Origin of the sequence: Methanosarcina sp. UBA411 (genome assembly GCF_002495725.1) — an archaeon.
Taxonomy (GTDB): Archaea; Halobacteriota; Methanosarcinia; order Methanosarcinales; family Methanosarcinaceae; genus Methanosarcina.
In genome coordinates this window covers 92,088-105,004 of the sequence record NZ_DAGK01000015.1, presented here as the reverse complement: position 1 = coordinate 105,004, position 12,917 = coordinate 92,088, and the positions used below count along the sequence as shown (strand labels likewise).

Annotated in this window: 10 protein-coding genes; 7 read left to right on the top strand and 3 right to left on the bottom strand. The window is 39.5% G+C overall.

Features of this window, described 5'->3' with window-relative positions; translation table 11 throughout:
- The 3 genes from BP861_RS06340 to tes all read left to right on the top strand — a co-directional run.
- The coding region (locus BP861_RS06340; RefSeq protein ID WP_394339163.1) for a COG1361 S-layer family protein at window positions 1-327 on the top strand (327 nt) is incomplete at its 5' end.
- 679 nt (window positions 328-1,006) lie between these two features.
- Window positions 1,007-3,409, top strand: a complete 2,403-nt coding sequence (locus BP861_RS06335) for a histidine kinase dimerization/phosphoacceptor domain -containing protein (protein ID WP_292373612.1) — start codon at window positions 1,007-1,009, stop codon at window positions 3,407-3,409.
- Window positions 3,410-4,051: 642 nt separating this feature from the next.
- Complete coding sequence (tes, locus tag BP861_RS06330) at window positions 4,052-5,560, top strand: tetraether lipid synthase Tes (RefSeq protein ID WP_292373611.1); 1,509 nt, start codon at window positions 4,052-4,054, stop codon at window positions 5,558-5,560.
- A 597-nt stretch (window positions 5,561-6,157) separates the two neighbouring features.
- Here tes and BP861_RS06325 read toward each other — a convergent pair.
- The gene (locus tag BP861_RS06325; RefSeq protein WP_292373609.1) at window positions 6,158-6,508 is read right to left on the bottom strand and encodes a DUF2173 family protein; all 351 of its coding nucleotides are present in this window, start codon (window positions 6,506-6,508) and stop codon (window positions 6,158-6,160) included.
- A gap of 457 nt (window positions 6,509-6,965) precedes the next feature.
- Between BP861_RS06325 and BP861_RS06320 the strand changes: the two genes are divergently transcribed.
- From BP861_RS06320 to BP861_RS06310, 3 genes are all read left to right on the top strand, one after another.
- Window positions 6,966-7,649, top strand: coding sequence for a DUF72 domain-containing protein (locus tag BP861_RS06320; protein WP_292373607.1), 684 nt, complete (start codon window positions 6,966-6,968; stop codon window positions 7,647-7,649).
- A 294-nt stretch (window positions 7,650-7,943) separates the two neighbouring features.
- Complete coding sequence (locus BP861_RS06315; protein ID WP_292373606.1) at window positions 7,944-9,038, top strand: hypothetical protein; 1,095 nt, start codon at window positions 7,944-7,946, stop codon at window positions 9,036-9,038.
- 343 nt (window positions 9,039-9,381) lie between these two features.
- The gene (locus BP861_RS06310; RefSeq protein WP_292373605.1) at window positions 9,382-10,851 is read left to right on the top strand and encodes a tetratricopeptide repeat protein; all 1,470 of its coding nucleotides are present in this window, start codon (window positions 9,382-9,384) and stop codon (window positions 10,849-10,851) included.
- Window positions 10,852-10,926: 75 nt separating this feature from the next.
- Here the strand turns inward: BP861_RS06310 and BP861_RS06305 are convergent, their stop codons facing one another.
- Both BP861_RS06305 and BP861_RS06300 read right to left on the bottom strand, forming a co-directional pair.
- On the bottom strand, window positions 10,927-11,364 hold the full coding sequence (locus tag BP861_RS06305; RefSeq protein WP_292373604.1) for a CoA-binding protein: 438 nt from the start codon (window positions 11,362-11,364) through the stop codon (window positions 10,927-10,929).
- Window positions 11,365-11,577: 213 nt separating this feature from the next.
- On the bottom strand, window positions 11,578-11,778 hold the full coding sequence (locus BP861_RS06300) for a hypothetical protein (RefSeq protein WP_292373602.1): 201 nt from the start codon (window positions 11,776-11,778) through the stop codon (window positions 11,578-11,580).
- Between the two features lie 320 nt (window positions 11,779-12,098).
- Between BP861_RS06300 and BP861_RS06295 the strand changes: the two genes are divergently transcribed.
- Entirely contained in the window at window positions 12,099-12,869 is a 771-nt protein-coding gene (locus BP861_RS06295; RefSeq protein ID WP_292373600.1) for a winged helix-turn-helix domain-containing protein, read from the top strand.
- Window positions 12,870-12,917 lie beyond the last annotated feature (48 nt).

The following is a 12,917-nucleotide window of genomic DNA, read 5'->3' as shown; positions in this document are numbered from 1 at the left end:
GATGCAACTGTAAGAGTCAGTGCAAGCGACCCCTTCAGCACAACTGATGACCAGGCTTACCTCGGAAACCTGAAACCTGGAGAAAGTGCTGTAGCAGTCTTCGATATGGATGTTGACGAGACCGCAACCCCGAAACCTTACTCATTAAACAGCGAAGTCCTCTATGAAGATACAGAAGGTCACGACCAAATTTCCGATAGTGTTAAAATAAACACTGAAGTCTTGCCTGCTGAAAAGAAGCTTCCGGGATACCAGCTTGGAACAGGAATTACATTCATAGCTCTTGCAGCTCTGTTTGTAGTCTTCAGGAAAAGGAAACAGGATTGAAGTTAAGTTTTGAGTTACAGGATACAGAAAACCTGAAAGTAGCCTTTTAACAGGGCTACTATTTTTTTGGAGATGACTGAAATCATTTTTCTGTCAAATCATTTTTCTGTCAAATTGTTTTTCTGTCAAATTGTTTTTCTGTCAAATTGTTTTTCGGTCAAATCATTTTTCGGTCAAATCATTTTTCGGTCAAATTGTTTTTCTGTCAAATCATCATTCTGTTACATATTAATTATCTAAAGCGTTCTATCTCATACAGTTCCAATATATCCGCATCACTTCACATTTCCACCAATCCATAGCTGTTTTTTGATTTCAGGAAACTGTTTAAATATTTTTCCTGCTGTAGTACTTATTATAGTTTGCATGGTTTTTGAAGAAAAGAAAATCAAGATAATATGCTATAAGAGATAATATAGACCAAAGATATATCCACGGAGTCAGAGGAAAATCTATAGAAGCAGAGAAAAGGGATAGAGGTAGGGAGCAAATAGGAGTTACATAAGAGTTACAATCATTATTAATTTGCCTCATTAACAAACAGGACAATGCCTGGCTTCAGAGTTTGGGGTTTTAGAAGTCAGGCGGTTTGAAATCCAGGTATTTCTTTTTAATTCTTATCTCCAGAACATGAGACTTAAATGGGTAAAGTCTGAAGAGAAGATGAGGGAGAATAAAAGTGGAGAGATTTGTTTCTCAGAATCCTGATCCTGTACTGAGGATCAATGGTGATGAAAGAGTTATTTATTCGAATAAGGCAGGTGAGCTCTTCCTTCATGAATGGAACATAAGAGTAGGGGAGAAAGTACCTATATCCATTGGAAACCTTTCAAAAAGAGTAATTTCCCGAAAGTATCCCGAAAAAATACAAATCAAGGTTGGAAAAAGAATTTATCTGGCCTCATTTTACCCTCTCGAAGAAGATAAACAGGTGGAAGTCTATGGATTTAACATAACTGATTATGATAAACTAAAAGAAAAACTTCGGATCAAAGAGAAACAGTATGATGCATTAAACCAGATGGGAAGAATAGCTCTCAGGCGTGAAAGCCTGCAAGCTTTCATGGATGAAAGTGCAAATCTGACTGCAAAATCTCTTGATATCGAATATAGTAATATCCTTGAATATCTACCTGATGGAAATTTCCTGCTCAGGGCAGGAACAGGCTGGAAGCCGGGTCTTGTAGGAGAAGCCATTATCAATGGGAGTAATAAATACCAGGCAGGGTACACTTTATTTTCAAAAATCCCGGTAATCGTAAGAGATTTCAAAAAGGAAGAACGATTTGAGGCTCCAACTCTCCTGAAAGAGCACGATATAGCCAGTGGAGTAAGTGTTGTTATAGGCAAAATAGAAAAACCCTTTGGGGTATTGAGTGTTCACTCAAAAAAACCGAGAAGATTTACTACAGATGACACGTATTTCCTTAGCTCGGTAGCTTTCCTTATTTCTGAAGTAATCGAGCGGAGACGTGCTGAAGAAGAATTGCGCCAGTATAAGGAAAGACTTGAGGAGCTTGTTAAAGAAAGGACTTCCGAACTTGTAAGAACAAATGAAAGGCTTATTGAGGAGATCTCAGGGCGTAAGCGGGTAGAGAAAGACCTTCAGAACAATGTGTATTTTCTGGAGACCTTCCTTGATGCCATACCTTCTCCGGTATTTTACAGAAATCTCGAGGGAATCTATCAGGGCTGCAACGAAATGTTTGCCCATATACTTGGCTTTCCCAAAGAAAGAGTAATAGGACACTCGATGCTTGAGTTCAGGGATCAGTTTTCAAAAGCTATCGAAATCTCTACTTTTTATGACAGGCTACTTCTTGAGGAAGGCAAAAGCATATCTCACGAATTGAAAGTCAGGTCCGCCATAGATGGAAATGAAAGGGATTTTCTTGTCCACAGGGCTACTTACAGCAATATATCAGGAGAGATAATCGGGATAGTCGGTGTGATGCTTGATATTACCGAACGTAAAAAAGCCGAGCAGGCCCTTACCGACTATGCAGCTGAACTTGAGCGGTCTAATAAACGTAAAGAGGAGCTGGAAATGGTAATTAATAGTAGTCCTGTAATCGTTTTTTTATGGAAATATGAGGAGGGCTGGCCGATTGAATTTGTTTCTGAGAATGTTACCAGATTGGGGTATGAGGTGAAGGATTTTACCTCAAAAGGGCTTCTTTATAGAGATATCGTGTATCCCGAAGATCTGGAAAAAGTAGCTGACGAGCTTAATATGTATGTTGAAGCCGGCTACTCGGATTATACCTCGGAATATAGGATTTTCACAAAATCGGGGGAGATCCGCTGGGTTGACGAAAGGACGGTTATCCAGCGCGATGAGAATGGGGAAATCCATCTTCAGGGCATCATCTTGGACATAACCGAGCATAAAAAAGCCGAGAATGCGCTTCTCCAGATGGAGGAAATTCGCAAAAAAGAAATTCATCACCGCATCAAGAATAATTTGCAGGTAATCTCCTCCCTCCTGAGCCTCCAGGCCGAGCATTTCAGTGACAAGAAGGTAAGGGAATCTTTTCAAGACAGCCAGAACCGGGTTATATCGATGTCTCTAATTCATGAAGAGCTGTATAAAACTGGTGGAATCGGGAATTTTGAAACCTTTGATTTTAAAGCGTACCTCCAGAAACTTGCAAATGAACTTTTCAGATCATATCTGGTAGGCAATCAGGATATTCACTTAAAACTGGACATAGAAAGCATTTTTCTTGGAATGGACACCGGAATTCCATTGGGAATTATCATTAATGAACTTGTATCCAACTCATTAAAACATGCTTTTCCTGCAGGACGAAAAGGAGAAATCCAGATTAAGCTCCATAAGATAGAGGACAAAAAAATCATGGGTGAGGATAGAGATACCGGCAGGCGCGAAAGCTCTGAGTTCTTGCTGGTTGTCTCGGACAACGGAGTGGGAATTCCATATAACATAGATTTCAGGCATACCTCCTCTCTCGGGTTTCAGCTTGTAAGTATACTTGTAGACCAGATAGAAGGTAGTATTGAGCTTATAAGAGGAGAAGGGACAGAATTCAGGATAAAATTCAGGGAAGATATCTACTAATAAAGTTCTTAGTATTTGCCATAAACGTTATTATATCAATCTGTAAGCTCGGACAGAATGATCTAGATTCTTTTGTTAATTCTGTGTTTTGTTTCATTCTGAGTGGATAAGGGTTCTTTCTCGCAATAAGAAGTACCATCGATAATGATAACATTAAAATAGGAATCTGCAATCTGATCCTTTGATAATATAATTTAAAGGATGAGACAAAGAATTTTAACTTTTTTCGTTATTTTTACTTCTTATTCAGTTAATTTAAATAATATTAAAGCTTTATTTATTAAATGGGAATATATAATAAACAATCTTATGAAATCATGGATGGAGGAAGTATTAAGAATCGCGTTTTTCCACTGCGTTTCTTATCATGGTTCGTAGCATTGTTTTATTGAGCTTTAAGTGGGGAAAACTTTTATTCAATAAATGCACGGAAACTCAGGTTATATGCGAAGCTCATATCTTTTCAGGCTTTTTTGTAACGAAAGCCTGTAAGACTTTTAATAAGCAGGCCTTTACGAAATCAAAAATTTCACAGTGAACACTATAAAATAATTGATTAAAGGAAAAATTCTCAAAACCTGCTCTGGTAATCGAGAATCCGTGCGTCACTATCAGACTTATTAGTTAAAGTCAGGTAAGAGCATGAGATCAACAAAATCTATTTGCCCTGAATGCAAAAAAATAATTACGGCCTCAATTTTTGAGGAAAATGGAAAAATAATTATTGAAAAAAACTGTTCCGAGCATGGAAACTTCAGGGACATATACTGGTCAGATGCTGAACTTTACAGAAAGTTCGAAAATTATTCATATGTTGGAGCAGGAGTTTCATGTTTCCAGACTGACAATTCTACAAATTGTCCTTTTAATTGCGGGCTCTGCCCTGCTCATGAAACTGGAACTTTGCTTGCAAATATTGATGTCACCAATAGATGTAACCTTGCATGCCCAATCTGTTTTGCAAACGCAAGAGAGAAAGGCGCTATCTATGAGCCTGACTTTGAGGAAATCCGGAAGATGATGGAAACGCTCAGAAAAGAAAGACCCGTTCCCTGCCCCGCCATTCAGTTTTCAGGTGGAGAACCAACAATAAGGAACGACCTTCCTGAGATCATCGAACTGGCAGAAGAGCTGGGTTTCTTGCAGATTCAGATTGCTAGTAATGGAATTCGCCTTGCAAAAAGTCCCAAATACTGTAAAAGGCTTAAAGACGCCGGGCTGCAGACTATTTATCTTTCTTTTGACGGAACTACTCCAGATCCATATATCAGAACTCGGGGTTTTAACGCCTTTCCTTTAAAGAAAAAAGCCATTGAGAACTGTAGGGATTTTGGACCGGATAGCATTGTGCTTGTGCCGACTATTGTAAAAGGTATAAACGATTCTCAGGTCGGAGACATCCTCCGTTTTGCAGCCGAATATCCTGACATTATAAAAGGAGTAAATTTCCAGCCTATTGCATTTACAGGAAGAGTTGACCAGTCCCAGCGAGAGGAGCAAAGGATTACTATACCCGATGTGCTGAAGCTTGTAGAAGAACAAACAAATGGAGAAATCCCCTGTAATGCTTGGTATCCTGTTCCTTCTGTGGTTCCCATAAGCCGTTTTTTATCAGCCGTGAAGAAAGTTCCGTTCCCGGAGTTTACAGTCCATCAGCACTGCGGGGCTGGAACTTATCTGTTCTTTGAAGAAGGACATTTTATCCCGATTACAAATTTTATTAATGTTGATGGCTTTTTTGAGTTCTTAGAGAAAATAACCTCCGGGATAAATGGGAAAGGAAGCCGAGTCCTAACTATTGCAAAGGTCATAAGGGAAATACCAGGATATATTGATGAAAGCAGGGAACCAAAATCGATAAATATAACTCGCATGATTCTCGATGTACTTAAATCAGGGGATAAAGAAAACACAGCTCGTTTCCATAGAAACGCCCTGTTTATAGGAGTAATGCACTTTCAGGATCTCTATAATATAGATCTTGAAAGGATCAAAAAATGCGGAGTTCATTATTCTACACCAGATGGTAGGATAATTCCTTTCTGCACATACAACACGCTTTACAGGGATTCGGTTGAACTTAAATTCTCAATACCTTATATACTAAAGAATAAACCGGATAGCAGTAATGTAAACACAGAGGAAGAATAAGAGTCAGCGGGAAGAATAAGAGTCAGTGATTGGAATCAAAGATGAGAAAAGTGCTATAAACCATCAGAATGGTTATTAAAATAATTACCAAAGGGGTTATCAAAAATCGAAGGTTATCTAAAATCGTATGCTAAGAAGCCTTTCAGATTTTTAAGTGATCCATAAGGCCTGGTCCAAATTTAATGTAGTTTAGTTCTGTACTCATTTAAGTGATTACCTATTTAATCAATTTACTTAGTTAAGTTACCTTAGTCAAGTTACTACTTATTTAAATTACATATTTATTTAAGTTACATATCTTCTTTGTACGTCTTCTTTATACATCGGGACTCGACCCTATGGACCATTTGTAATTATGTAAGTAATGCTATAATAAAACAACGATATAAATTTAATTTTTAGCAGTACTGCTAAAAAGGTGCACCCTAATTTTAGGTTTGAGTTCAGGCTGAATGCAAACTGCAGGCAGGCTATTAAGAAAGGGTACAGATAAATCTCCGGCAAATTGCCCTTGATAGAGGGCAGACCTGCCTGATAAAGTGAAATAATTACTTGATCCAATTACTGGTACGGGCTGACCAGGCAGATTTCTGAGGGTTAACACATTCCCAGGGCTGTGAAAAGCTTCTTTAAATCCGCCTTTGACCTCTCAACAAAAACCCCTCTCGTTCCCGAAATCATGACGGTCCAGTCACCGCCGCTGTACATCCAGTTTTGCTGAGGTACCCAGTTCATCTTGTAGAGCTGCGTGTAAGCACTGGACAATGCATCAAACATCAGATTTACGGCTCCGCAGAATTTGGCGGTCATCTCGGCCATTTCTTTTGGCATTTCATCCTTGGATTTGTATTCCACAAGCTTTCCCTCTGGATTGAAAATCCCTGCTGCCATTACCCCATCAAACTTCAGAAGTTCATCTAATGATAGATTACACTCTTTTCCGTTCACGTACTAACCCCCAATTAAATTCGGTACATACCAATCAACTGTTTATACCGGTGGACTTATACAGGTAAGCTGTTCGCTAAATTTAATGATCTCCACGGCTTCCGTTTTCATCCTTCGAATTACTTTTTATATTATCTACAGGCTTTCCCCCTTGCCTGTGCATGAAATCAGTTAAGCGATATGTTCCTTTAAGTCTAGTTTTTGCATAAAGGAGTAAAAAGGCATTGACATGATATTATATAAAAATATCAAATTTAAAAAATAAAATTGAAAACTTAATTTAAGATTTCTAATGAGTTATAATTCTCTCAGGTTAAATAAATTCACGAGAACTCCAGTTTCAATTTCCTTTTCCTCTTCTCTTAGCTGATAAGACCCTGTTATCAAGTTCTTCTCTTATAATTCGGGTAAACCAAAAATAGATCTGCCATCAGACCGATATACAAAAGGGGACTATATGGAGGCATTTGTGGGTACAAGCGGCTGGTATTATGATTGGAATAAAAAGAAAAATCTTGACTGGTTTATCCAGAATTCCGGACTGAACAGTGTCGAACTCAATGCCAGTTTTTATAGATTTCCTTCACCTGACCAGGTTGAAGGCTGGAACAGAAAAGGAACGGGACTCCGATGGAGCATAAAGGTACACAGATCCATAACTCACTGGCACCAGCTCAGTGAAAGTTCCCTGGAAATTCTGGAAAATTTCCTTGAACTCTTCAAACCCATGGATCATCTAATTGATTTTTATCTTTTTCAGGTGCCTCCAAAGTTCGATGATGTCGGAAGGGTACTCAGGTTTGCAGAAGCCACAAAGCTTGGGAAAAGGTTCGCCCTGGAGATCAGGAATAAAGAGTTGCTCGGAAATGAGGAGGCATGCTCAGAGCTTATGAAGAAAATCATCCTGGTATCCATAGACTCGCCAGACTATAGGAACCGAATTTTCCCCGGAAAAACTGTGTATATGAGGATGCACGGAAGGGACAGATGGTACAGTTACGATTATTCTCAGGTAGAAATTAGCGAAACTCTCAGGAAAATCCGTGAATCCAGGCCTGAAAAAACTTACATTTATTTCAATAATGACCATAATATGCTGGAAAATGCAAGAATGACATTGAAAGTCTTCTCTGGTTTGTAAACCTTGAATTATCCTATTAATTCTAAAGAACCTGTATTTTCCGGCAAGAAAAATTTGATCCAATGGCGATAACCCTCATTTTTCTTTCTGACTGAGTAAACTCTATTTAAATTGTTAACCGTTATTATGAATAAATTATTATATTAAGAGGTATATTCAAGTCTAATGTGGAGATTCTGAGGAGTTAAAAATCAGGTGCCTCGAAATCAAAAACGAATTTTTGAGAATCCAACCAACAACAAAGAAATCATATTACCCAGAATTCCCTATATATATAAAAAAGAAGTGAAATATATGTTCTGGAGTAAGGACTATATTGTAGAAAGGCTGAGCAAAATCCCTAGAACCCTGGAAGACATCTCAATAGAAGTTTTTGAAGGTGTGTCCCCAACAAATGATTTTTTGCAAAAAGCTGGCCTTTCAAGCGAGAACTGCATAGATGCATCCTACGTCTGCAGAGACTCCCACACAAGTGCGGGCATAGAGCAGGTAGGTATGGAAAAGGAACTCATGTACCCCTATGTAGACGACTCTATTTCGAATGAATTTGCAGTTCAGTCTACTCAGTACCAGCTTATGCTGCCTTATGAAATTCTCGACAATAATATAAGGAAAGAATACAGGATATTTCAGCCCGAGGAACTGAAAGCAAGGTTCCCTATAGCTTATAAGCAGCTAACGGAAATTAAACAACAGTCTGAGAGCGAAAAACAGGAATTTGTCTCTGCTGATTACCGTTTCGAAAACGAAAGTTTCCTGCGGTATATAAACACGCCTAAAATCATTGTTACCAACAACTCTCGCCTGCAGGCTTCGTACGATCCTACCGGAAAGCATGTTTTTGCAAACGGAGTTGGCGTCGTTCTTGGAGATCCCACACTCTATCTCTATGTTACTGCTGTACTCAACTCTTCTATAGCAAGGGCTTTTCCTGAAATCTGGAGCCGTGAAGGAGTACAGAGCAGAGGCAAACTTAATTCACAAATGCTGAAAAGGTTCCCAATCGCGTTCCCTAAAAAAGAGATTACCGAGAAAGTTATAAGCACAATCTCCCGTTACCTGATTTACTTGAACAGGCAAAAACAGATGGCAAGAGCCTATGCGATACCCGGTTACCAGGAGCTCATCGACTTCTATAAGAGAATTTCAGATCTTCTGATTCTGGATACATACATTACAAATGAACTTGACCCGAAGCTTCTTGACATCCTTGCCGAAAACATCACTGCTTCCGATGGAGGATTTGAATACAGCGACGATATAAATCTCCTGATCGGGTTGCAGGAAATAAAGAAGAATATTTTGAGTTCTCCAGATTTTGGAGATTGCAGATTCAGTAACAAGTTCACAAACATCCTGGCAACTCTGAAAAACAGCACTGTCTGGTAAGAGAAAAAACTCAGCCATCCCCTGTAGTTATTCTCTTTCCGGATAGTTTGACTTTTTATTTTCCGGATCTTTGACTTTCTTACTTTCCTAGGTATTTTGACTTATTATTTTTCGGATATCCTGATGTTTTTATTTTCTGATTATCTTGGTTTTTCCAACTCCCGGAAGCTTATTGTTTGTCAGCTGTTATAAATTTTAAGCATGAATTAGAAAAACTTTGGTAAAATATCTATTGAACAAGCTTATTTAATATAGAAGCGTTCTGGGATATTTAGAGTTGAAATAATTAGATTTCCAGATAAAGAGGTCTATTATACTGCTTTTCATTCAGAAGGGGTGAACTATGACTGATTTCGAGAAAGACTCAGGAAAAGAAGAAGTTTCTGCCGAAAATAACTCTATTGAAACTAAAGATAAGAATCCAGAAAATGAAGTGGAAAAAGAAGTGGAAATAAAAGCGAAAAACCACAGAGCTCTGCTTGAAAGATACGAGCAGCGGCTGAAAGATCTGGATCCGGAACTTATCACCCCTGAAGATGAGATTGCCTTACAGGAAGCTTTTATTCACGCAAAGGAGGCTTTTGAGCCTGAGGAATTGGTAAGCTGGTTTATAATTAAAGCCGAACCTTTCTATAGATCCGGGTCCTGGAAAGTGCTCTTACATCTGTACGAAGAATTGCTAGGTATTGTGGAAAAGAAACTTGGTCCTGATAGTCCAGAAACCGCATCTGTAATGAATGGGCTTGCAGGAATTTACCGCTATCTTGGAAATTACGAAGAAGCACTCAGGCTTTTTTCAAGGGCCTTGAAAATCCGTGAAAATCTTCCCGACCAGCCCAGATCTGAAACCGGGGATACACTCAGTGAGCTTGGCATTCTTTATTCTCTGATAGAGCAGGGCGAAGAAGCCCTTTCATTCTATAAGCAGGCACTTGAGATCCAGAAACAATTCCTGAGCCCAAAAAATCTCGGCGCTGTAAGAACCCTGAACAGGATGGCTTTTTTTTATAAAGAGTTGGAAAAACCCGAGATGTCTGAAGATTGCTTCAGGCAGGCTCTCGAACTGCTTGAAAAGCTTCAGGAGCAGGAGCCGGAAAACCGTGTGGTTATGGGGTATAGAGCCGGAACCCTGAATAACCTGGGCGTCCTGCTATCGGAGATGGGCAAGCTTGACGATGCTGAGAACAGGTACGGGCAGGCTTTAGAGCTTCAGGATAAGGTGTATGGCCCTGAACACCCGCAGGTGGCCCAGACCCTGAACAACCTTGCTCTTCTCTATTTCCAGACTACAAGGTATGAAAAAGCCATGATCCTCTATACAAGATCTCTGGAAATCATGGAAAAATTCGGAAAAACCGAACACATAGGTTTTGCGACGACCCTTAACAATCTCGCAGGAGTCTATGTCCAAAAGGGTCGCCACGAAAAGGCCCTGGAACTCTATAAGCGAGCTCTTGAAATCCGGGAACGCGTCATTGGCCCTGATAGCCCTGATGTTGCCAAGACCTTAAATAATCTGGGTGAATTGTACAGGATCCTCGGTCAGCACAAAAAAGCCCTTCCTCTCTACACCCGTGCTCTCAAGATCTACGAAACAACCCTCGGCTCGTCTCATCCCGATGTCGGCACAACCCTGAACAACCTCGCAGGCCTCCATGAAAGCATGGGCGAATATGAAACCGCAATTGAACTCTACGAAAAAGCCCTCGATATAATTGAAAAAGAATATGGACCGGATCATCCCTATTTCAAGATCACAAGGAATAATTTACTGGGCCTGTATGAGAAAATGGAGAGAAGCTGGCGGAGATGAATTCAAAGAGTAAAGAAAAAGGATCCGACACTTAAATGATAAATATCTCTGGCCAGGAGTTAAATAGACAGTTTTTCAATACTTTCCTATCATTTTCGCAATCGTTCTGTGTATCCCATGTATACTGAAGCCGCTTCCGAGGTACATCATAGGACAATGTCCGGTCATGCATTCAAGTTTCAATTTCTGGCAGGTTTCTATAGCTTTATCGGTTTCGGTTGTCCAGTGGAGCCAGATTTTGTTTGCGCCTTTTTCCATGAGAAGAGGAATTAGATCCCCGGGCTCGGTTTTTGTTATTCCGATAACTGCACGGTCTATGCCTGAAGGGAGAGAGGAGACATCTTTCAAGGAATCGGGATCAGATTTTCCGGAAAGGTCTACAAGATAGACGTTCTTGCCACGGTTTTTGAGTTCGGTGGCAGCCCATTTCATGGCTGGCTTTGTGCGATCAGTAATTATTGCAAAAGTTTTTGCGTCCCAGAATTTTTCCAAATCTGAACTTGTGGAGTCCATATTGAATTCACCTTTTCTCATATTCTGAATTAAAATATATCACTTGAGTTATAAGTAGGTTGTAATCTTCTGTTCCTTATAGCGGGTTCTTTGAAAACCTGATGCAAAAACAGGTTTTACCTTAAACGCCTGAAACAAACCGGAAAATGAAGAATAAAAAATAAAAAGGCGCAGAGATGGATAAGATTCTGCGCTATTATCTATTTATCCTGTTTACTGTCCCTGAAGCTTCTGTCCGGCCGCCTGGAGTGCTCCACCGAGTGCCTTTACAAGTTCACAGTTCTGGGAGCACTTGGAGGCACAGGTACAGTATTTAGGGGTGTTTTCCGCCATCCACTGCCCGAGGAATCCAAAGGCTTTGAGTTGATCTTCATTTGCTGTCTGTACGAAGTTGTTTATATCCTGTAATTCCACGATTTATCACCGAGATTAGGGAGGTTGTGCATCTTTATATACCTGAGCGTCATAATTGTATACAAAAATTAGAATGTATAGAAAAATGACCTTAAATTAACAACCTTTAATAACCATTGAATAATCCCTTCAATATCATTCTTAACGAATAAGATTAATAAGTTCTTCAATTCCAGCTGTAGTAAATATATTTAACAGGGCCTTTAATTAACAGTATTCTGATCAACGATAATTGTTGGCCCTGATACAACAAACTTTAACTAAAAGAATTTTAATTGCTTATATTTCAGTTTCTAATAAGTTTCCGAGGCAAATGAAAAATGGAGACAGCTAACGAAAATTCCGAAATTTATTGCAGAGAGGAACTACACTCTATTAAGGAGGAAGTAACATCCCTGCGAAATGACTTCTCACGGTTTTTGCAGCGGGCAAACCAGCAGCATATTGAAGGGATTATTGGGGAAATGAGAAAGAGCTTCATGAAGCCCATGGTAGACTACCTTTGTGAGGATGCAAGTGAGAGGATGCATACCCGGATGACAGCAGAATGTGGAATGAGAGAATTTTGTGAAAAAGCTTTTCGGGAACTCTTTCAAGAAACCGCAGAGCTTGTTGGGAGAGGCAAAGTAGAAGCTGAAACCATAAAACTATACCGGAATAGACTGGAAGAGTTAAAAAAGGAAGCAAAAAGCCCCAATTGCAGCAAATGTTTTTCGGAAGCTACGAATCTTTTTGAAAAACAGGTCAAGCTCATGCGTTCGCTTCAGATTTATGAAGACAGGGAAGAAGATAAAAAAATAGATATTAGCGGAATTGAGCCTGAAAAACTGGTCACTGAGGTCTGTGAGCCGGTAGCAAACCGACAGCGTCTCCTGATGCTCAAAGCGCTTTCAGGGGAAAGCAAAACATTTTCAGAACTTTCCAAGCTCACAGGTCTGCGCGGCGGAAATCTGCTCTTTCACCTTCAGAAATTGCTTGAAACAGGCATGGTTTTACAGAGAAATGAGCGGGGAGACTATATTATTACAAGAAAAGGTTACTCTACTCTACAGGGACTTTCCAGAATCTATTCCGAAATTGAGAAGGAATAAAGAAGTAGAAGCAGTCAAAAGCAATAATAATCAATAAAATAATCAATA

Excerpts from the sequence above, each read along its gene's own strand:
- tes (WP_292373611.1), top strand. The coding sequence starts at position 4,052 with ATGAGATCAACAAAATCTATTTGCCCTGAATGCAAAAAAATAATTACG.
- BP861_RS06320 (WP_292373607.1), top strand. The coding sequence starts at position 6,966 with ATGGAGGCATTTGTGGGTACAAGCGGCTGGTATTATGATTGGAATAAA.
- BP861_RS06315 (WP_292373606.1), top strand. The coding sequence starts at position 7,944 with ATGTTCTGGAGTAAGGACTATATTGTAGAAAGGCTGAGCAAAATCCCT.
- BP861_RS06310 (WP_292373605.1), top strand. The coding sequence starts at position 9,382 with ATGACTGATTTCGAGAAAGACTCAGGAAAAGAAGAAGTTTCTGCCGAA.
- BP861_RS06305 (WP_292373604.1), bottom strand. The coding sequence starts at position 11,364 with ATGGACTCCACAAGTTCAGATTTGGAAAAATTCTGGGACGCAAAAACT.
- BP861_RS06295 (WP_292373600.1), top strand. The coding sequence starts at position 12,099 with ATGGAGACAGCTAACGAAAATTCCGAAATTTATTGCAGAGAGGAACTA.